This window comes from Bradyrhizobium sp. USDA 4503 (genome assembly GCF_054055815.1).
Map to the genome: position 1 here is coordinate 8,426,509 of NZ_JBSRXS010000001.1, position 20,429 is coordinate 8,446,937.

General features: G+C 65.0%; 20 protein-coding genes. 5 read left to right on the top strand and 15 right to left on the bottom strand.

What is annotated here, in order from left to right; genetic code table 11:
- Positions 1 to 10: 10 nt before the first annotated feature.
- The 3 genes from ACVMIH_RS39630 to ACVMIH_RS39640 form a co-directional block, all read right to left on the bottom strand.
- Positions 11 to 871: a sugar phosphate isomerase/epimerase family protein gene (locus ACVMIH_RS39630; RefSeq protein WP_456866074.1), complete on the bottom strand. Its 861-nt coding sequence runs from the start codon at positions 869 to 871 to the stop codon at positions 11 to 13.
- Between the two features lie 3 nt (positions 872 to 874).
- The gene (locus tag ACVMIH_RS39635; RefSeq protein WP_057015237.1) at positions 875 to 2,221 is read right to left on the bottom strand and encodes an MFS transporter; all 1,347 of its coding nucleotides are present in this window, start codon (positions 2,219 to 2,221) and stop codon (positions 875 to 877) included.
- 126 nt (positions 2,222 to 2,347) lie between these two features.
- A complete protein-coding gene (locus ACVMIH_RS39640; protein ID WP_057015238.1) occupies positions 2,348 to 3,220 on the bottom strand; it encodes a phytanoyl-CoA dioxygenase family protein in 873 nt (290 codons plus the stop codon).
- 98 nt (positions 3,221 to 3,318) lie between these two features.
- Here ACVMIH_RS39640 and ACVMIH_RS39645 point away from each other — a divergent pair, with 98 nt between their 5' ends.
- Positions 3,319 to 4,329, top strand: a complete 1,011-nt coding sequence (locus ACVMIH_RS39645; protein ID WP_057015239.1) for a LacI family DNA-binding transcriptional regulator — start codon at positions 3,319 to 3,321, stop codon at positions 4,327 to 4,329.
- A 210-nt stretch (positions 4,330 to 4,539) separates the two neighbouring features.
- Here ACVMIH_RS39645 and ACVMIH_RS39650 read toward each other — a convergent pair whose 3' ends face one another.
- The 8 genes from ACVMIH_RS39650 to ACVMIH_RS39685 all read right to left on the bottom strand — a co-directional run bounded on the left by ACVMIH_RS39650 (position 4,540) and on the right by ACVMIH_RS39685 (position 12,948).
- Positions 4,540 to 5,073, bottom strand: a complete 534-nt coding sequence (locus ACVMIH_RS39650) for an NADH-quinone oxidoreductase subunit B family protein (RefSeq protein WP_057015240.1) — start codon at positions 5,071 to 5,073, stop codon at positions 4,540 to 4,542.
- Positions 5,074 to 5,085: 12 nt separating this feature from the next.
- Positions 5,086 to 6,597 (bottom strand): hydrogenase large subunit, encoded by a 1,512-nt coding sequence (locus ACVMIH_RS39655; RefSeq protein ID WP_253624161.1) that lies wholly within the window; start codon positions 6,595 to 6,597, stop codon positions 5,086 to 5,088.
- 18 nt (positions 6,598 to 6,615) lie between these two features.
- Positions 6,616 to 8,064 (bottom strand): hydrogenase 4 subunit F, encoded by a 1,449-nt coding sequence (locus ACVMIH_RS39660; protein ID WP_057015242.1) that lies wholly within the window; start codon positions 8,062 to 8,064, stop codon positions 6,616 to 6,618.
- Positions 8,061 to 8,723 (bottom strand): hydrogenase-4 component E, encoded by a 663-nt coding sequence (locus tag ACVMIH_RS39665; RefSeq protein WP_016843065.1) that lies wholly within the window; start codon positions 8,721 to 8,723, stop codon positions 8,061 to 8,063. Before ACVMIH_RS39665 ends, ACVMIH_RS39660 begins: the two co-directional genes overlap by 4 nt.
- On the bottom strand, positions 8,723 to 9,679 hold the full coding sequence (locus ACVMIH_RS39670; protein ID WP_028334457.1) for a respiratory chain complex I subunit 1 family protein: 957 nt from the start codon (positions 9,677 to 9,679) through the stop codon (positions 8,723 to 8,725). Before ACVMIH_RS39670 ends, ACVMIH_RS39665 begins: the two co-directional genes overlap by 1 nt.
- Positions 9,670 to 11,685 carry a hydrogenase 4 subunit B gene (gene hyfB / locus ACVMIH_RS39675; RefSeq protein ID WP_253624160.1) on the bottom strand — a complete coding sequence of 672 codons (2,016 nt, stop codon included), beginning with the start codon at positions 11,683 to 11,685 and terminating at the stop codon, positions 9,670 to 9,672. The genes ACVMIH_RS39670 and hyfB overlap by 10 nt, the downstream gene beginning before the upstream one ends.
- Positions 11,682 to 11,954, bottom strand: a complete 273-nt coding sequence (locus ACVMIH_RS39680; RefSeq protein ID WP_050421592.1) for a helix-turn-helix domain-containing protein — start codon at positions 11,952 to 11,954, stop codon at positions 11,682 to 11,684. Before ACVMIH_RS39680 ends, hyfB begins: the two co-directional genes overlap by 4 nt.
- A 91-nt stretch (positions 11,955 to 12,045) precedes the next feature.
- The gene (locus tag ACVMIH_RS39685; RefSeq protein ID WP_456866077.1) at positions 12,046 to 12,948 is read right to left on the bottom strand and encodes a CHAD domain-containing protein; all 903 of its coding nucleotides are present in this window, start codon (positions 12,946 to 12,948) and stop codon (positions 12,046 to 12,048) included.
- Positions 12,949 to 13,323: 375 nt separating this feature from the next.
- Between ACVMIH_RS39685 and ACVMIH_RS39690 the strand changes: the two genes are divergently transcribed.
- From ACVMIH_RS39690 to ACVMIH_RS39700, 3 genes are all read left to right on the top strand, one after another.
- On the top strand, positions 13,324 to 13,749 hold the full coding sequence (locus tag ACVMIH_RS39690) for a MarR family winged helix-turn-helix transcriptional regulator (RefSeq protein ID WP_253626011.1): 426 nt from the start codon (positions 13,324 to 13,326) through the stop codon (positions 13,747 to 13,749).
- An 86-nt stretch (positions 13,750 to 13,835) separates the two neighbouring features.
- Entirely contained in the window at positions 13,836 to 14,603 is a 768-nt protein-coding gene (locus ACVMIH_RS39695; RefSeq protein WP_253624158.1) for an enoyl-CoA hydratase-related protein, read from the top strand.
- Positions 14,604 to 14,714: 111 nt separating this feature from the next.
- Positions 14,715 to 15,584, top strand: a complete 870-nt coding sequence (locus ACVMIH_RS39700) for an aldose 1-epimerase family protein (RefSeq protein WP_456866080.1) — start codon at positions 14,715 to 14,717, stop codon at positions 15,582 to 15,584.
- A gap of 11 nt (positions 15,585 to 15,595) precedes the next feature.
- Here the strand turns inward: ACVMIH_RS39700 and ACVMIH_RS39705 are convergent, their stop codons facing one another.
- The 4 genes from ACVMIH_RS39705 to ACVMIH_RS39720 all read right to left on the bottom strand — a co-directional run bounded on the left by ACVMIH_RS39705 (position 15,596) and on the right by ACVMIH_RS39720 (position 19,818).
- Positions 15,596 to 15,796 (bottom strand): hypothetical protein, encoded by a 201-nt coding sequence (locus ACVMIH_RS39705; protein ID WP_253624156.1) that lies wholly within the window; start codon positions 15,794 to 15,796, stop codon positions 15,596 to 15,598.
- Positions 15,797 to 15,880: 84 nt separating this feature from the next.
- Positions 15,881 to 16,882, bottom strand: a complete 1,002-nt coding sequence (gene trpS, locus ACVMIH_RS39710) for a tryptophan--tRNA ligase (RefSeq protein ID WP_253624155.1) — start codon at positions 16,880 to 16,882, stop codon at positions 15,881 to 15,883.
- 227 nt (positions 16,883 to 17,109) lie between these two features.
- Complete coding sequence (locus ACVMIH_RS39715; protein ID WP_076824479.1) at positions 17,110 to 17,958, bottom strand: Npun_R2479 family HD domain-containing metalloprotein; 849 nt, start codon at positions 17,956 to 17,958, stop codon at positions 17,110 to 17,112.
- Positions 17,959 to 19,083: 1,125 nt separating this feature from the next.
- Positions 19,084 to 19,818, bottom strand: a complete 735-nt coding sequence (locus ACVMIH_RS39720; RefSeq protein ID WP_253624154.1) for an SDR family NAD(P)-dependent oxidoreductase — start codon at positions 19,816 to 19,818, stop codon at positions 19,084 to 19,086.
- A 196-nt stretch (positions 19,819 to 20,014) separates the two neighbouring features.
- Between ACVMIH_RS39720 and ACVMIH_RS39725 the strand changes: the two genes are divergently transcribed.
- Positions 20,015 to 20,428 carry a DUF3830 family protein gene (locus tag ACVMIH_RS39725; RefSeq protein ID WP_016843084.1) on the top strand — a complete coding sequence of 138 codons (414 nt, stop codon included), beginning with the start codon at positions 20,015 to 20,017 and terminating at the stop codon, positions 20,426 to 20,428.
- Position 20,429: the final 1 nt, after the last annotated feature.

Below are 20,429 nucleotides of genomic sequence, written 5' to 3' on the forward strand. Positions count from 1 at the left end.
CTTGCTTGAATCAATGCGGGAGCGCGCCTTGCGGCTCGTTCGCGATACGATCCCACAGCGCGCGGATCATGTCCTTCATGACCAGCGCATCCTGCCAGCGGTCGGACAGTTCCCTGCCGTCGGGCCCGGTGATGGCATAGGGCGGGGGACCGAGCTCGCACAGGAAGGTCAGGGTCGCGTCGGGACCGGCACGTTTCCGCCAGGAGCGGATACCGTAGTCCCACCAGCCCATGAACAGCGACACCCAGCCCTGGTGCTGCGGAAAGCCGAGCGAGACCTGCACCTGCTCGCGGCTCGCGATGCGGCCGTGGATGCCCCAGGCATTGTCGAGGATGCGATGGATCATCGCGTGGTTGACGTCATCGACCGGCCAGGCGAATTCGCGGCCGACCAGATAATGCGAGAGATCGGCGGTGAGCCGCAGATCGGGAAAGCAGTCGAGCAGGTCGAGCATGAAGAACAGGTCGGTCGTCATACGGTCGCGATGGGTCTCGACATGCACGGCAACGTCGGCCTCGGCAGCAAGCCACCGCCAGCCTTCGAGCAGCGGAATGCAATCCGCGAGCCGGCGCGGCCGAACGTCCGGCTGCAGATTGACGTGATCGGCGCCGAGCCGGGCGACCAGCTCGAGCACCGGTTTCAGGTCGCCGACGCTCTTCGGGTAGCATTGCGCCTGCCAGATCATGCCATGCGCGCGAAGGAAGCTCGTCGCCTCGCGCGCAAAGACAGGATCGATGAAGCGCACGCCGGCGCCGTCAAACCCGGCATCGCGGATCATCGCGAGCTGGGTTTGCAGCGGCCATTCGCCCTGATCGGCCAGCCGTCGCTCCATCGCCCAGAGCGACTGCAGGACGCGCAGTTGCTGCGCCACCGATCAGGCCCGCGCCGGGATCGCCGCGGGAAGCTCGGCCTGTTCGCCTTCGTCGGCGGCGATGTTCTCCTGGTAGGTCTCGGGCCCGATCCAGATCGCGACGACGGTGCAGGCGGACAGGAACATCGCGTAACAGGCGACCGGCCACCAGGTGCCATAGGCTGCCACCAGTGCGGTGGCGACGAACGGCGCCGGACCACCCGACAGCAGCGAGCCGAGCTCGCGGGCGAAGGCAAAGCCCGCGAAGCGGCGTTGCGGCGGGAACAGCTCGGCGAAATACGCCGCCTGCGGCCCGAACATCGCCGCCGTCACCACGGCGCGCGCCAGGATGAAGGCGAGCGCGATCATGATCCACTCCTTGGTGCCGACCATCCAGAAGAACGGGAAGGCGAGCGCCACGCCGGCCAGCGCGCCGAACATGTAGACCGGCCGCCGTCCGATCCGGTCCGACAATGCCGCGAAGCCGAGGATCGCAAACAGTTCGACCGTGAATGCCAGCATCAGCGCACTGAGCGCCTCGGCTTTCGGCACGCCGAGCGTGGTGATTACGTAGCTGAGGCCAAACACCGGGAAGAAATAGCCGAGCCCGTTTTCGGCCATGCGGGCGCCGAGCACGACGAAGAAGTTGCGCGGGTGCCGGCGCAATGCCTCCATCGCCGGATTGCTCTCGACCTTGCCGCGCGCGACCACCGCCTCGGTGTAGACCGGCGTCTCGGTGATGCGCATGCGGACGAAGATGCCGACCACGATCAGGAGGAAGCTCGCCAGGAAGGGCAGGCGCCAGCCCCAGCTCATCAAATCCTCGCGCGGCAGCATGGTCACCAGCGCGAAGGCGCCGGCCGCGAGCAGGTTGCCGACGGAGACGCCGAGCGGCGCGAAGCCGCCCCAGAAGCCGCGATGCTTCGGCGGTGCGTTCTCGACCAGATAGATCACCGCGCCGCCATATTCGGCGCCGGCGCCAAGGCCCTGGATGACGCGCATCGCGACCAGGAGGATCGGCGCCCAGATCCCGATCTGCCCATAAGTCGGCAGGAAGCCGATCGCGGTGGTGCCGATGCCGATCATCAGGAGCGTGGAGACCAGCACCGGCTTGCGGCCATAGCGATCGCCGAGGATGCCGAACAAAAGGCCGCCGAACGGCCGCACCACGAAGCCGACGCCGAAGGTCAGGAACGACAACAGCGTGCCGACCACCGGATCGCTCTTCGGAAAGAACAATTCGCCGAACACCAGCGCGGCGGCGGTGCCGTACAGGAAGAAGTCGTACCATTCGAGCGCGGAGCCGATGCTTGCGGCCAGGATCACACGCAGGCGCGATGTGCGAGCGCCATCTCTTGCCATCTCGGTCATTCGTTTCCCCGTTGTTTTGGTTTTTATGGTCGTCTTGATCGGGCACGATCTCCGCGTTTGTCGCGGCGGATCGTGCTCGTGAAAGCAGCAATGCCCGCGGCCTGGCCGCGGGCATTGTGGTCGGTCTTAAGCGGCGCGCGTGAAGTAGGATTTCTTCGACGCCGACTGGGTCTCGTAGATCGATCCCTGTCGCTTGGCCGGCGGCAGTGGCATCCGCACCGGTACGTCGGTGAGCCGCGGCGCGACCACCGGCGGCCCCGCCAGCAGGCGGCTGTTGAATTCGTCGAAGTCCTTGACGCCCATCAGCGGCCAGGCGTCGCTGGCGGCCACTTCATAGAGCAGCAGGTTGCGCGGCCGGTTCGATGTGTTGGTCGCCGAGCCGTGCAGCGCGCGCACGTGATGGAACGACATGCTGCCGGCCTTGCCCATGCAGGGTACCGCGCGCTTGATGTCGTCCTGAATCTGGTCGGGATCGATCAGGCCTGCGAAGTGGCCGTCCTCGCCGTGATGATCCCACATCGTGGCGCCGGTGTGCGACCTCGGCGTCACCAGCATCGGACCGTTCTCGATATCGCAATCGTCGAGCAGCACGCCGATCGCGAGGATGTCGTCATTGGTGTGCGGATAGAATGCCCAGTCCTGATGCCACTCAACCGGCGAGCCGTATTGCGCCGACTTCATGTTGAGCTTGGAGCCGTGCAGGCGAAGGCCGGGGCCGATCAGCTTGGTGAGGATCGAGATCACGGCGGGGCTGCGCACGATCTCGTCGAAGATCGGGTGCACCTTGTGCGGCGCCTTGATGCGGCGGACGCGCGGATTGTCAGGCGAATGGCCCGGCTCGAGGTCGTAGACGTCGGTGTGCTCGCTCACGCTGGCGGCGCCGGCCACGAGCTGCGCGAGTACGGTGCGCACCTTCGCCAGGGTTTCCTGGTTGAGCACCTCGGGGACCACGATCACCCCGTCGCGCTTGTAAGCCTGGGCCTGTTCGTCCGAAATCATGCCGTTTCTCCCTTTTTGTTCCATGTTAGCGCTAACATGAGGTGATGCTAGCGCTAACATCATGGCTTGGCAACCCGGAATCGTGCAGGCTTCGGCCCATGAGCTCCGAACTGACCGCCCCCGGGACCGGCCCGGCCGGTGCCGCGCCCACCCTTTCAGAGGTGGCCAAGCGCGCCGGCGTTTCCTCGATCACGGTGAGCCGGGTGGTGCGGATGCCCGACCTGGTCGCGCCGGAGACCCGGGCGCGGGTCGAGCGGGCGATGCGCGACCTCGGCTATATCCCGAACCTGGTGGCGGGCGCGCTGGCGAGCGCACGGACCAATTCGGTCGGCGTGCTGGTGCCGACCATCGCCAACTCGATCTTCGCCGACACGGTGCAGGGCCTGTCCGACAAGCTCGAGCCGCTCGGCGTTTCCGTGATCCTGGCGCAGTCGCGCTATGACGCGGCGCGCGAGGACCGCATGCTGGCGGCGCTGCTGTCGCGGCGGCCCGAGGCGATCATCATGGTCGGCTCGCCGGCGACCGAGGAGGGCAGCCGCCTGCTGCGCAATGCGCGCATCCCGATCGTCGAGACCTGGGATCTGCCGGCAAACCCGATCGACGCGGTCGCGGGCTTCGACAATTACAAGGCCGGTGTCGCCGTCGCGAAGCATCTGGTCGCGCAGGGCCGCAAGCAGCTCGCCTTCATCGGCGGCGACGATCCACGCGGCACGCGCCGCTGGTTCGGCTTCAGGGACGAGGCACTGGCCGGCGGCCTTGCCGAGCCGCGCCGGTTGATCCTGGACCGCAAGGATTCCGGCAGCGTGGCGGCGCACGCACGGCTGCCTGGTGTCGATGCGGTGTTCGCCGCCAACGATGCGCATGCGATCGGCTTTATGTCCGGGCTGCGCAAGGCCGGCCTGCTGCGCGACGGGCCTGCATCGGCGCAGCCGGTCGCCGTGATCGGCCTCGGCGATCTCGAAATGGGCCAGCTGATCTCGCCGACCCTGAGCACGATCAGCGTGCATGGCGACGCGATCGGCCGTACCGCGGCGACGCTGACGCTGGAGCGCGGCGGCGAGCGCCGCGTCGATCTCGGCTTCGAGCTGGTGCTGCGCGACAGCGGCTAGTGTGCTGAATGCGAGGTTCGTGCGATTTCGCGGCAGCCACTTTCACGAACTTCGCATTCATAAAGCACACTAGAATCATAAGTTTGCTAGTGTCCTTATCGAATCCGAAGTTCGCTCCGAAGGTGCGGCAAATGATGCGAACTTCGGATTCGGGACACTAGCGCGCCTCGCCCACGGTGCGGGCGGAGGTGCTCGTTTCTTTCCGTGCCTTCACCTTGCCGCGACCCCGGCGTCGACCGCCTCGAGCAAGGTCACGAGGCCCCGCAGGATGGCGATCGGCGAAGGCGGGCAACCCGGAATATGGAGATCGACCGGAACAACCGCGGAGACTCCGCCAACCACGGCATAGCTGCCGGCGAAGCATCCGCCATCCCTGGCGCAATCGCCCGCAGCGACAACCCATTTGGGATCTGGCGTCGCACGGTATGTGCGCTCCAGCGCCTCGCGCATATTCTTGGTGACCGGACCCGTGACGAGCAGCACGTCGGCGTGACGGGGCGAGGCGACGAACCGGATTCCAAATCGTTCGACGTCGTAATACGCATTGCTTAACGCGTGTATTTCCAGCTCGCATCCGTTGCAGGAGCCTGCATCAACCTCGCGGATCGAGAGGCTGCGGCCGAGGCGTCGTCGTGCGGTGCGGCCGACCATGGCCGCGAGCTCCGCGAGCGCAGCGTCGTCCGGGCGCGGCGCCTGCTCCGTCAATGGCTGGCGAAACAGGCTCTGGAACAGAAGTTTGCGCATCGCCTCGAGCCCTCAGAGATCCTGCCCGGAATAGGAGCAGTTGAACGACTTATTGCAGAGTGGGAAGTCCGCCACGATGTTGCCTTCGATGGCCGCCTCGAGCAGCGGCCACTGAAACCACGACGGATCGCGCAGATGGCATCGCTCGATCCGATCGCCGTTCAGGCGCAGCCAGGCCAGGATGTCGCCGCGGAAACCTTCGACGAGCGCCATGCCTTCGCAAGGCTCCGCCGTATTGCGCAGTGGCACTTGCACCGGGCCGGCCTCGAGGCCGATGAGGATCTGGTACGCCAGCGCGAGACTCTGCTCAACCTCGCGGATCCGGATCCAGACCCGGGCGTTGACGTCGCCGTCGCTGAGGACGGGGACTTCGAAGCGGAGGCCATCATAGGGGAGATAGCCGGGCTTGCGTCGGGCATCATGATCGCGGCCGCTCGCGCGCCCGACATAGCCCCCGGCGGCGAATTGCCGGGCGAGCGTTGGAGCAACGATGCCGGTGCTGACGGTGCGGTCCTGCAACGAGGCAGTGTTGTCATAGAGCTCGACCAGCGCAGGGAAATGCCGGCGGATCTGGTCGAGCGCGGCCCGGATCGCGTCGGCTCCATGGCCGGCGATATCGCGCGCGACGCCGCCGGGAACGATGAGGTCGCGCATCAGGCGGTGGCCGAATCCAGCGTCGGCCGCGCGCAGCACGGATTCGCGTAGCACGGCGCAATGCGCCTGCATCAGCGCAAACGACGCATCGTTGCAGATCGCGCCGATATCGCCGAGATGATTGGCCAGCCGCTCGAGCTCGGCCATCAGCGCGCGCAACAGCAATGCGCGCGGCGGCACGGCAATCCGCTGCGCGGCCTCGACGGCTTGCGCGAACGCCAGCCCATAGGCGACTGTGCTGTCGCCGGAGACCCGGCCGGCGAGCCGCGCGGCCTGCTCGATCGTGCTGCCCGTCATCAGCCCTTCGACACCCTTGTGGGTGTAGCCGAGCCGCTGCTCGAGGCGGACGACCGTCTCTCCGCTCGCGGTAAAGCGGAAATGCCCGGGCTCGATGATGCCGGCATGCACCGGACCGACTGCGATCTGATGCAGGCTGTCCCCCTCGGCCGGAAGGAATTGATAAGGCGCTGCGTCCGCCGATGCATCGCGATGTTCGCCGAGCGGGAAGCGCGTTTGCCAACGGCCGTGATCAAGCCAGGGACGGGAATCCGGTGTGTCTGTCGCCTGCAATCCGAAGAGGTCGTGCAGGGTGCGCTCCAATCGAAGCGCCGACGGATGATGGGCCGCAACCGAAGGAAATTGGCGATCGGGACAATCCAGGCTGATCACGCCGATATCGGACGTGCGGTCGTCGAGGACGGCCATGTGCACGCGCGAGGGCTCGCCCCACAGCCCGAGCAGGCTCAGGCCGCCATCCGCAAGCGCGTGAGCGGCGGCGCGCCAGGTATCGCCGTCGACCACGGCGCGCGGCCATGGATGATGTCGTTCGATCCTGTGGCCCGCCCGGATCAGATCGATCAACCTCGGCATATCCTGCTCTCCCTCGCGCTAACCCAGCAGGTTGGCGACGTGCTGGAACCAGACGACCAGCGGTCCCGGAAGGTAGATGCCCGCAGTCAGCACCAGTGCGAAATGTGCGAACATCGGCAAATAGGACGCATCCGCCGGCGCGGCATTGCCGCGCGGCTCGCCGAACGCAAGGCTGGTCAGGCGCAGGATCAGCGCGCCGAAGGCGAGCAGCAGGCCGAACACCAGCGGGATGGCGAGCAGCGGCTGGCGCGCGAAGGTGGAGCTGACGATGAGAAATTCGCTCATGAAGATACCGAGCGGCGGCAGGCCGGCGATCGCGACCACGCCGATCACGAGACTCCAGCCGAGTGCCGGATGCGACTCGGTCAGGCCGCGAATGTTGGCGATCCGCTGCGTGCCCTTCACCTGCGCAATGTGGCCGACCGCGTAGAAGATTCCCGACTTGGTGAGGCTGTGCATCACCATGTGCAGCAGGCCGGCAAAGTTGGCGAGCGGGCCACCCATGCCGAACGCAAACACGATGATGCCCATATGCTCGATCGAAGAGTAGGCGAACAGCCGCTTGATGTCGCGGCGGCGGTAAAGCATGAAGGCCGCGAACAACAGCGAAGTCAGCCCCATCGTCACCATCAGCGGGCCCGGCGATATCGCATCCGGATTGGCGGCGAGCAGGATCTTGAAGCGGAGCACCGCGTAGAGCGCGACGTTGAGCAGCAGGCCGGAGAGCACGGCGGAAATCGGGGTCGGGCCCTCGGCATGCGCATCCGGAAGCCAGGCGTGCAGCGGCGCCAGGCCGACCTTGGTGCCGTATCCGAGCAGCAGGAAGATGAAGGCCACGTTGAGCAATGCCGGGTCGAACGTCGCCGCACGGTTGATCAACACCGTCCACACCATGGCATCCTGACCCTCGCCGACCACCGGCAGCGCGGCCATGTACACCAGGATCGTGCCGAACAGCGCCAGCGCGATGCCGACGCTGCCGAGGATGAAGTACTTCCAGGCCGCTTCCAGCGCCGCATGGGTCCGGTAGATGCCGACCATCAGCACGGTGGTGAGCGTCGCGACCTCGACCGCGACCCAGATCAGGCCGATATTGTTCGACACGAATGCGAGGTTCATGCCGAACATCATCACCTGATACATGGCATGGTAGAATCGCAGATAGCCCGGCGTCAGCCGTCCGGTTTCGAGTTCATGGGCGATATAGCTGGCGCTGAACACGCTCGTGGTGAATCCCACGAAGGTGTTGAGCACGATGAAGACGATGTTGAGGTCGTCGATCAGCAGGTACTGGCCGGGTTGCGGGCGCTCGACCACGAGCAGCGAAAGCGCGGCCAGCAAGGTGCCGAGACTGGCCAGGACATTGAGGCCCGCGGTCAGCCGGTAACCGGGCAGCGCGGCCAGCACCGCCGCTGCGGTGATCGGTATCAACAGGACCCAGGTGACGGCATCCGACGCGGCAGTCATCGGCGCTCCCCCCTGAATTCATCGAGCGCACCGACGTCGACGGTGTCGAACCGCTCGCGAATGCGGAACAAAAACACGCCGATCACGATGAATGCGATCAGGATCGAGAAGGCGACGCTGATCTCCACGACGAGCGGCATGCCCTTGGCGCCGGTCGCGGCCAGCACCAGGCCGTTTTCCAGCGACATGAAGCCGACGACCTGGCTGACGGCGTTGCGCCGCGTCACCATGACGAGCAATCCCAGCAGCACCACCGACAGTGCGAAGGCAAGGTCTTCCCGCGCCAGCGGATCGGCCGCGCCGGTCACGCGCAGCATCAGCACCATGGACAGGGCGACGAGCCCCATGCCCGCAAGCATGGTCGGACCGATGCTCACGGCGGTCTCGATATCGCGATGAATGCCGAGCTGCTTGATGATCCGATGCAACGCCACCGGGATGACGATCGCCTTGAAGACCAGTGCGATCGCTGCGGTGACGTAGAGATGCGGCGCATTCTGGATGAAGGCCTGCCAGGCGACGGAAGCTGCGAGCACCACGGCATGAAGTGCGAAGATGTTCAGCAGCGCGTACAGGCGGTCCTGGTACAGCATCATGAAGCTGATCAGCACGAGCCCGCCGGCGAGCAGATGGGCGATGTCGAAGGCGAGGTTGTGCATCAGAAGCCCCGTGACACGAACCGAAGCAGCGTGCCGAGCAGGCCGAGCATCAGCGCCGCGCCGAGGAATTCGGGGACGCGGAACACCCGCATCTTGGCCGTCGCGGTCTCGAACACGGCAAGGAGGAAGCTCGCGACCGCAAGCTTGAGGATGTAGGCGGCAACGCTCACGAGATAGGACAGCGGGCCCGCGCCTTCGGTGGTGATCTGCCACGGGAAGAACACGCAGATGATCAGCGAGATGTAGAGCAGCAGCTTGAGGAAGGCGCCGAACTCGATCATGGCGAGGTGGCGCCCGGAATATTCGAGGATCATCGCCTCGTGCACCATGGTCAGCTCCAGATGCGTCGCCGGGTTGTCGACCGGGATGCGCGCGTTTTCGGCGAGCGCCACCATGATGAGGGCGATCATCGCCATGCCGAGCGAGACGCGCAGTCCGACTTCCGACGACGCCATGAAGGTCGCGACCGTCGACAGCTGCGTCGAGCCGGCAATCAGCGCGACGCAGAACACCATCAACAGCATGGCCGGCTCGGCGAGCGCGGCAATCATCACCTCGCGGCTGGAGCCGATGCCGCCGAAGCTGGTGCCGACGTCCATGCCGGCAAGCGCGAGGAAGAAGCGCGCGCTGCCGAGCAGGGCGACGATCGCGATCAGGTCGGCGCTCCAGTTGAATTGCAGGCCGGTCGCAAAGGTCGGGACCAGCGCCGCCGCGACCCAGATGGCCGCGAACGTCACATAGGGCGTGACACGGAACAGCCAGGAGGCGTTTTCGGCGAGCACGACCTCCTTGCGCAGCAGCCGCAGCAGGTCGCGGTAGGGCTGGAAGATCGACGGTCCTTTCCGCCGCAACAGCCGGGCCTTGATCTTGCGCACGACGCCGGTCAGCAGCGGCGCGAGCAGCAGCACGAGCGCCATCTGGCCGAGCTGAACGAGGATGTCCGAGATCACGACCATATCGCGAGCGCCAGCAGCAATGTGACGAGGGTTGCGAACACCAGGCTGAGGTAGCGGCGGATGGTCAGGAACTGGAGCTGGTTCAGCCGATCGGCGAAGAACCACACGAGGTCAGTCACGGGTGTGTAGAGCCGCTTCCAGACCAGGTCGTGCATATCGACCCTGAGGCGGGCCGGCCGCAGTTCGCCCGGCGCAGGCATGTCGACATGCTCGCGGGCCTGGAAAACCAGCGTGCCGAACACGCGGCGGATCGGCTGCACAAAGCTCACGCCGGAATACTGCGCCGCCGGTGTCGGGTCGGAGAAGCCGCAACCCCAGGCCGGTCCGCGCCGGATCGCGCGCGACGCAAAGCGATGGATAAAGTACACCGCGAGCGACGCCGCGGCGGTGATGAAAGCAAAGACGAGCAATCCGTTGTAGGAACTGCGGCTCTCCTCGATCGGCACGATCGAGAGCCAGGGATCGTCCGCCTGAAGCGGCATCCGGTGGCCGATCACGGTCTGCGCGACCGGTGAAAGCGCGTCGATCACCAGGCCGGGCAGAATGCCGGCGAGGAAGCAGAGCACGGCAAGGCTGAACATCGCGGCGAGCGAATAGCGATCGACTTCGCCGGCGGCTTCCGCGGCCGGGCTCCGCGCGCGGCCGAGGAACGTGATGCCGAAGGCCTTGACGAAGCATGCAGCGGCCAGCGCCGCGGCCAGCGCCAGCAAGGCGCCGACCGCGGGCACCATGATCTTCAGCAGCCATTGCGGCAGGTCGGGGCTCTGCAGGACGGCCTGAAACATCAGCCACTCCGACACGAACCCGTTGAACGGCGGCAGCGCCGAGATCGCGACGCAGCCGACCAGAAAGACGAAGCTCGTGAGCGGCATGCGGTGGATCAGGCCGCCCAGCTTCTCGATGTCGCGTTCGCCGGTCGACGTCAGCACCGCGCCGGCCCCGAAGAACAACAGGCTCTTGAAGAACGAATGGTTGAGCACGTGGAACAATGCGGCCGTGAAGGCGAGGGCGGCCGCGAGGCCAAGGCCGTTCGCCTGAAATGCCAGCGCAAGGCCGAGGCTTGCGAAGACGACGCCGATGTTCTCGATCGTGCTGTAGGCGAGCAGGCGCTTGAGATCCTTCTCCATCAGCGCGTAGAGGATCCCCATGACGGCCGTGGCGCCGCCGAGGATGAGAACCGCGACACCCGCCGACCAGCTTGGCGGCCCGAGCAGATCGAACACGACCCGGATGAATCCGTAGATCGCGACCTTCGTCATCACGCCGCTCATCAGCGCCGAGACATGGCTCGGCGCGGCGGGATGAGCCAGCGGCAGCCACACGTGCAACGGGATCAGGCCGGCTTTCGACCCGGCGCCGAGCAACATCAGCGCGAGCACCAGTGCGGCTTCGGACGGGGTGTGCTGAGCAGCGCGGATGGCCGCAAAGCTGTAGCTGCCGCCCGCTCCCGCCAGCAGGCCGAAGGCAAGCAACAGAGCCAGCGTTCCGAAGCTTGCCATCACGAGATAGACGTAGCCTGCGCGGGCATTATCCGCGTCACGGTGATGCGCCATGACGAGCGCCCACGAGGCGAGCGACATGAATTCCCAGCACAAGAGGTAGGTGAACGCATCGTCGGCGAGCACGACGAGATTCATGCCGGCCAGGAACGCCGGGAAAAAGGGAAGGATGCGCTGCGGCGCGGATTCGTGGCTGCCGTAGCCGAGGCCATAAAGACTTGCGGCCGCACCGCCGAGATTGACCACGACGAGAAAGAACGCGGCGAGCGCATCGAGGCGGAAATGCGATCCCAGCCAGGGCAACCCGATCGGCAGGGCCAGTTCCGTCGCGCTGGTACGGGAGATGAGCGAAATCATGGCCCCGGCCAGCGCGATCAGCGAAATCGCGAAAGTCGCGCCGTAGACGATGGCTGTCGATTGGCGCGATCTGCTCGTTGTAATCGCGAGAGCGGTCGTTCCCAGCAGGGCGGCTACACACCAGATCTGCTGAGTGACCGCCGGGATCATGTCTGCACCTTCGGTGAGCCCGATCCGGCCTTCAATCGCACCCCGCGGCCGCCGCCACTGCTGACGGCGCCCTCATTGATGACCTCGACGCCGGCTGCGCCGAGCGCATCGATCAGTTTCACGAGCGAGTCGACGTTGCCGCGAATGGTACCTTCGCTCGCCTCCATCCGCTGGATGGTTGGCACCGAAAGTCCGGACAGTTCGGCGAGCTGCCGTTGGTCGATGCCGAGCAAGGCTCTGGCCGCTCGTAGCTGCGCCGCGGTGATCATCGATTGATGGCCGTCGATCTGAGACTCGCGTCTATTTTAATGTTATTTATGCACATCAAGTAATGATGGCACAAGGGCAATAAGTGATGTTTTATACATCATTCCTAGGCGCAGTCCTCAACGCGAGCGGTATCCGCGCGCCGACGGAGTTGCGCTGACGCGCGTTCAGTCGGAGATTTTTCGATAGACCGCCGCGCGCGTGGCGCAGCAGCCGGCTCTTGCGCTTTCGTTCGTGCACGCGCTGGTGCTTGGCCTTGCGCTCGTGGGCGCGTTGCGCGGGTGCATCGACGCTCTCGAGCAGCCCGCGACGCACCTCGTCATCGTTCAATTCGCCGAGCAATTGCTGTCCCTTGCGCAGATGCTTCAGGATGATCCGCCATGACGCGTATTCGTCGGGGGGCAAGCCGCCCTCCGAGAACTCGATCGCGTAACGCAGCCGCTTGCTGGCGAGACGGACGCGGTGGCGCTTGTTCTTGCCCATGCCTTGCAGCCCGCGGCTCTTCTGGCACAGCTTGCCATGCCACCGCGCCAGCCGCCGCGCGTGAAACACCGCGACTGGCACGGCTCGCCGCTGCGCGGCGCGAGGGTCCTGCCGCGTGGTCCAGGGGCCGCTGCCGACCCAGTCCCACATGCCGTCGAACCATCGCCAGTATCGATCGCTTTGCAACGCCTCCTTGAGCGCCTCGAACGCGTCGGTTCGCGCCGTCTGGAGCATGCCTTCTTCAGGCAGGCCCTTGCTGTTCTCGATCGCGACGTCGAGGTCGCGCGTGGCGCCGAGATGGGCGCTCAGCCATCTCAACTCGGATTTCAGTCGCGTCCATTCGGTGTCCGCCACCATCGGCCCATAGAAGGCGATCGCCGCCTTCAGCCGCGTCAGCGCGATACGGGTCTGGTGCAGCGCGGCGGAATCGCCGGAACTTGTGGCCTCGTGATTGGTGGCGACTTCCTCGAGGCATTCGGACAGGATCAGGCGAAACGCGGTCTCACAGCGCATGGCTTCGCTTAGATGGCGCGGCCGCTTTGGGCGGACAACACGCTCCTTGGCCGGACTTGCCGCTAACGTCATGACACTCTCGTGACCCCGCCGGTGCCGCAACGCAACCGGGCGGCTCCCGGGTGGGAAGATTTCCCGTTTGATCGATGTCGATCAAGGATTTTCTGCTGGGCCGCAGTGCGACGATCCAGCGACAGGATCAAAATGTCGCAATCAACCCGTTGGCGGGAGCTCATTCCAGTCGATATGCAGGCCGGGCTTTTGAGGGAACACCACGGTTTCCGGCCCGACCAGCCAGCGGACTTCGCCGCAGCGTCGGATATTTCGTGCACGAAGTATCTTGATATTTCGCGTACGAAATATATAACGGACGGCATGAAAGCGGAACACCGGCTGATCTTTCTTCTGACCGTGGCCTATCGCCGGTTGCAGCGCGCCATCGAGCAGGAGACGGCCACGCACGATCTGACGTCGGCCCAGGCCGGCGTGCTGTTCTTTCTCGGGCGCAATGACGGCGCGCTGATCGGCGACGTCTCGCAGGCGCTCGACATCGTGCCGTCGGCGATGAGCGGCCTCGCCGACCGGATGGAACGTGCAGGCCTCGTGAAACGCCGGCGCGATGGCGAGGACGGCCGCAGCCAGCGGCTCCTCCTGACCGCGGCGGGGCAGGAGTTCGGCAAACGCGCCGCAACGCGGACCAGGGCGATCAACAACCGTCTGATGGACGGGTTCTCGGACGCGGAGATCGACGTGGTGTCGCGCTGGCTGACCAGCCTGCAAGACAAGTTTCCGAAGGACTAAGACAGCTAGAGCGTTTTCGAGCGAAGCGGCTACCGGTTCGCGTGAAGAAGACGCCTCAAGCAAGAAGCGAGCAACAGGAGTGAAGCATGAGTGAAGTGGTCGTAGCGCTGGACGGCGGTGTCCTCACCATGACGATGGCGCGCCCGGACAAGAAGAACGCGATCACCAACGCGATGTATGGCGCGATGGCCGACGCGCTCGCGCGCGCGGAGGGCGATTCCGCGATCCGCGCAGTGCTGCTGCAGGGCGACGGCGACAGCTTTACCGCGGGCAACGATCTCGCCGATTTCGCGGCGGTGTCGCGCGGCGTGCAGGGCGAGCGCCACGTGACGCGCTTCCTCGCCGGACTTGCCAAGGCGACGCGGCCGCTGGTTGCCGCCGTGCAGGGCAATGCGGTCGGCATCGGCACCACCATGCTGCTGCATTGCGACCTCGTCTACCTCGCGCCGACCGCGCGGCTGATCACGCCGTTCGTCAATCTGGCGCTGGTGCCGGAGGCGGCTTCGACCTATCTGCTGCCGCAGCGCATCGGCTATGCGCGGGCCTATGCGATGTTCGCGCTCGGCGAACCGGTCGAGGCGGAGACGGCGGTCTCGATCGGCCTCGCCAACGCGGTTGTGCCGCTCGCGGACCTGCGCGCCAAGGCACGCGCGGCGGCGGACGCGCTGGCGAAGCGGCCGTTCGGCTCGCTCCAGCACACCAAGGCGCTGATGCGCGACCCCGCCAGGATCAGCGCGCAAATGGCGCGCGAGGGCGAGATCTTCCAGGAGCGACTGATGAGTGCGGAAGCACGCGAGGCCTTTGCCGCCTTTGCCGAGCGTCGCCAGCCCGATTTCTCCAAGATTACCGGTTAGGCCCGGAGCGTGGCCCGCCACGCGTGGGCGGCGCTATTGCTTTGGGGTTGACGGCCTCGCCGGCTTCGAACATCTCCTGTCGGGGCATAGCGCAACCCGGCGAGGCGAGGCATGAGCGACAGTCACACGCTGCGCGGCGAAGGAATCGCCGCGACCATTTCGGCGCAGGGCGCCGAATTGTCGTCGCTCAGAAATGCCGACGGGACCGAACTGTTGTGGCAGGCCGGCCCGCAATGGCCGCGCCATGCGCCCATCCTGTTCCCGATCGTCGGCCGCTTGAAGAACGATACGCTGCGCCACAACGGCAAGACCTATCCGATGACGCAGCACGGCTTCGCGCGGGATCGCCGCTTTGCCTGGGTGGAGCAGGGGCCCCGATCCTGCAAGCTTGCGCTCACCGACGATACGGAGACGCGTGCGCGCTATCCCTTCGCGTTCAGGCTCGAGGTCACCTATACCGTTGATGGCGCCGATCTCGATGTCGCCTTCGACATCGTCAACACCGGCGCCGAGACGCTGTCGGCCTCGCTCGGCGGTCATCCTGCCTTCAACTGGCCGCTGCTTCCGGGATTGGCAAAGGAGGCGTACGCGCTGACCTTCGCGAAGGATGAGCCGGCGCCGATCCGGCGGCTGACGGAGGGCCTGATGCGGCCGCAAGCCGAGCCGAGTCCGATCAAGGGCAGCGTGCTGGCGTTGTCCGAGCAATTGTTCGATGACGATGCCATGATCCTCGATCAGGTTGCGAGCGCGTCGGTTCGCTTTGCTGCTGCGCAGGGACCCGCGATCGAGCTGTCCTGGCGCGGCTTTCGCGAACTTGGCATCTGGTCGAAGGTCGGCGGCGTGGCGTTCCTCTGCATCGAGCCGTGGTACGGTTTCGCCAGCCCTGTCGAATTCGATGGCGAGTTCGCCGGCAAGCCCGGCCTCATGCACATCGCGCCGGGTGCGCGGCAGTCACTGGGCTATCGCATTCGCGTGAGCTGACGAAGAACAGGTCAATGGGTGCGGGGGCTGAGCGCACTGGTGATCGCGCCGACCGATGGCGGGTTCTCGTTCGCCCAGGCCTCATGCGCGGCCAGGTCGCGGTAATGTTCGGCCATGCGCAGCAGCCGCTCGCGGATGCCGGCATCTTCCTCGCCCTTGGCCTGATCGGTCAATTGCGCGGCGCGTTCGAGAAGCGCTTTCGGATCGATCACGACAGGCTCCAAATCCGGTTTTCGCCAAGCGGACAACCGTTACAGGCAAGCACAGTTCCTGCCATGGTTTTGATGACGGCGCATTCAGAGCTGGAACAAGCCGAGTCCCGCCATCACATCGCGCTTGGTGCGCTCGGTGATCTCCCGGGCTTTCAGGGTTCCGCGCCTAATCACGTCAGCGACATGGTCGCGATCGCCTGCCAGCTCGGCGCGTCGGGCCCGGATCGGCGCGATCAGGGCTTGCAGGATGTCCTCCAGCCGCCGCTTGACCGCTGCGTCGCCGAGACCGCCGCGCCGATAGCGTGCCTTCAATTCCTCGACGGCGTGGTGATCGTCGTCGAACGCGTCGAGATAGCAGAAGACGACATTGCCCTCGACCTTGCCGGGGTCGCCGACGCGCAGATGATCGGGATCGGTGAACATCGCGCGCACCGCGGCCGTGATGGCACCGGGCGAGGCCGAGAGCGCAATCGCATTGCCGGCGGATTTGCTCATCTTCGCGCGCCCGTCGACGCCCGGCAGCCGTCCCGCGCGCGGTATGACGGCCACCGCCTCCTGCAGGAGCGCACGACCGGCGAGCGCGTTGACACGCCTGATGATCTCGTTGGTCTGCTCGATCAGGGGAGCCTGGTCCTCGCCGACCGGCACGACGGTCGCCCGAAACGCGGTGATGTCGGCGGCCTGCGTCACCGGGTAGCACAGGAAGCCCGCAGGGATGTCGCGTCCGAATCCGCGGGCGCGGATCTCGTCCTTGATGGTGGGATTGCGCTCCAGCCGCGCGACGGTGACGAGGTTGAGATAGAGCATCGACAATTCGGCGAGCGCCGGAAGCTGCGACTGCAGGCAGATCGAGGTCCGTTCGGGATCGATGCCGACGGCGAGATAATCCAGCGCGACCTCGATGACGTTGCCGCGGACCTTGCCGATGTCGTGCGCGTTGTCGGTCAGCGCCTGCATGTCGGCGAGCAGCAGGTATTGCTCATGGCTGTCCTGAAACGCGAGACGGCTTCTGAGCGAGCCGACGTAATGGCCGAGATGCAGCGGCCCGGTGGTGCGGTCGCCGGTGAGGATGATCGGTTTGGTCACGGCTTATCTCCATTCGTTTGAATGGGGACACCGCATGCGGGCTGGATGAGGTGAAAGAAAAAGGCCGCCCAATGCGGCGGCCCCGAAATGCATGAACGCGTTCGGCCCGCCTGTCAGTCGGCGAGCCACCAGAGATTGGCGATCAGGATCGAGCGGTTCATGGCGTGAGGCGTAAGGCAATCGAACGAGCCGGTCAAGACGGCATAGCCAGTTATTCTTCCACCCGGCTATGCTCGAGTAATCGCTCCCCTGTGCTCCTCCGAGAACACGTGCGCGTAAAGGTTGGCGATCCATTGCTTACCTTCCTGCGTGACCCGCAGATATCGAAGTGCGTCGCCGATATAGGGGCAGACGGCCTTCCAGAAGAAAGCAGGGTACGCTGCACGTAGATCATCGGGGGTCTGATATCCGAGTTTCTCGCTTGCGCCAGTCTCCCGAAATTCGGCAAACAAGGCTGACGTCTTCCGCAAATAGTCAATGTCGGCCAATTGGCCGATCAAATCCGCGGCACGAAGCAGGCCGGGATAATCCGCCGTACTGGTATGCTCCTCTTCCCCCGGTACCGGAAAGCGCGTGTGCTCGATGTTCGCCTCGATTTCCTTTGTGTCGATGGAGGTCAAGCTCACCTTGCCGAAACGCTCGCGGACAAAGAGCTTGGATCGTGTCACATGATAGGGGGTCAAGGATGCGTCCGTGGCTCCAGCAGATATCCGGACGCGATCACCATTTTCGTTACAAACATAAAGTCCGTCCCGGTCGCCTCGACATACCCCGCGTACATAGCCGATGTCGTGGCATAAGAGCGAAATCATGAAATGGAGCCAGTCGCGCGGCCTGACGCCGCCTTCGCTCGTATGCTTGCCGAGTAAAATGTTCTGTCCGACCAACGTCACCATGATGGTGTGGTTCATGTCGTGGTAGGCCGCATCGCTATTGGCAATATTCTCCAACGCGAGGCGCCCAACGAAACCGATGATGTCCGGATAGGCGGGCTCGAGGATTCCGTAGATTTGGCCGTATGTACCCTTAAGCTGATCGACAAACGCTTGGATGACAATTTGAGTTGGGTTGAACATGATCGCCTCCAATGCGCGGATGCTATGCCGGTTTGGGTATTTCGTCACCGGGTTGTTGGTCCCGCGAATTGGGCCGGAGGCTGGTGGCCCGGAGGCCTGTCGAGCCCTGGTTTTGGGGGCTACCCTGGATGAGGCAGGGCTGAACCACCGCGGATGGCCCATCGCGATCAATGCAGCCGACCGCCAACGGTCCGCTGTGAGGTGCATACCGGATCTTGCCGAGACCGGGCCAAACGGTCGCGATTGGACCCGAAGTGGGCAGTGGGGCCAGTAACGAGGGTGGACCAAAGCGCGCATGTATCCGCCCATGGCTCCCAACTTCCGTCAATTTTTGATCGCCATGTCAGATGTGGAAATTCTTGCCGAAGCGTGGCGATAGGAGTCACGCGATCAATGCTTTCATTCCAAGTGATTTGCAGGACGAGTAATGAAGAACGCAACACTGTTGGCCCTTGGTTTGTTGGCGGCGGGAGTTTGGTCACAAGACAGCGCGAGATGTCAGACCTCGCTTTCCCCTCCGCTTTCGCTTGCGCCGCCGCCGCCGGATGAGGGATCGGCATCTCCGGGCGCAACCAACAGCGTCTGGCCGCCGACGGCGACCGCTAAGAGATCGGTACCGCCCCGGGCCGCTGAAGATTCTTTGCCACGCTCCACTGCCCCGCGATCTGCCACTGTCGAACACACGCCGGTAGAGTCAGGCAGCGCTTCGCCAGCACAAGTGATCGACAGGTCGCCGTCGTCGGCTAGACCGGTCCCCGATTACGATGGTTTTAGCGTCGGCATCGACGACGACACGTCAAGCCGGACGACGCGACCCGTCAGGTCACACCGGGCAAAGCAGCCCAAGCTCGATCAAGAAGCGGATCGTGTCTCTCGGCAGCAATCGGTCGACCCCGGGGACGATGACAAACTAAAGGGCAAGCTTACGATTTGCCGCGGCTGCAAGTAGCAGGCACCACTCCGGACGGACATTTGAATTGGCTCGTCATTTTGCGGGACACTTGCGATGCAAGAGTCCGGAGTTGGCCCATCGCGACATGTTCCGATGCTGCACAAATGACCGCTATAAGGACAACGCGGACGTAAGCTTCATCGCATGACGCCACTGTGTTTATGGTACGTGCCCTAGTTGAACGCCATGCCGCCGCTCATCGCGATGGTCTGTCCGGTCATGTAGGGATTGTTGACCAGCAGCATCACGGCCTGTGCCACCTCTTCCGCTGTGCCGAAGCGGCCGACCGGGATCCGGCTGACGAGCTCGCTCTGTCTCTTCATCATGTCGGTCTCGATCAGTGACGGCGCCACGGCGTTGACGGTGATGCCTTCCTTGACAAGGCGTGCGGCATAGCCGCGGGTCATCCCCTCCATCGCCGCCTTGGATGCGTTGTAGTGCGGCCCGATCGAGCCGGCGCCGCGCGCCGCGCCGGAGGAGATGTTGACGATGCGGCCCCATTTCCGGGTGCGCATCATCGGCAGCACCGCCTGTGTGCAGAGAAACGCCGATTTGAGATTGACCGTGATGGTGCGGTCGAAATCCTCTTCGGTGAGGTCGTCGACACCCCTGACGATGGCGATGCCGGCATTGTTGACGAGGATGTCGACCGGGCCGAGCTCGGATTTGGCGCGCTCGACCAGCGCGGTGACGGCGGCAGCTTCCGAGACGTCGGCGGCGATCGCGACGGCGCGGCCGCCGGCGGCAATGATGCCCTTCGCTAGCGTCTCCGCCTCGGCCGAGCGCTCGCGATAATTGATGGCGACGGCTGCGCCGGGATCCGCCAGCATCTTGACGATCGCCGCGCCGATGCCGCGCGATCCGCCGGTCACCAGCGCCACATGTCCGTGCAGACTGCTTGTTGTCATCAAGGTCACCCTGTTCGACGTACCCTCGCAGGCTCGCAAACGGGAAGGCGCGGCGCAATGCAACTCTGCTCAAATCTGCGTTGGAGGCCGCCGCGCGGCGAAAAACCGGCTTCCGGGGCCGGAATCGGCCTTGCGTCCGGCCCGGGCCGGCGGCAATGGTTGGGACATCACTTCTTAGCCCACCCACGAGAGGCCGATGAGCAAACTGATTGTCCGCGCCGGCGAGTTCACCTTTGACGCCCGTTTCGAGGAGCAGCTGGCGCCGAAGACGGTCGCCGCGTTCCGCAAGGCGATGCCGTTCGAGAGCCAGGCGATCCACGTGCGCTGGAGCGGCGAGGGCGTCTGGATGCCGCTCGGCGATCTCGACTTCGGCGTGTCCTACGAGAACCACACCAGCTATCCGGCGCCGGGCCAGATCATCCTCTATCCGGGCGGCATCAGCGAGACCGAGATCCTGCTCGCCTATGGCGGCGTGCACTTCGCCAGCAAGATGGGCCAGCTCGCCGGCAATCACTTCATCACGCTGACCTCGGGGCTGGAGAACCTCACCGCGTTCGGCAAGACCGTGTTGTGGAAGGGCGCGCAGAACATCCGCTTCGAGGAAATCTGAT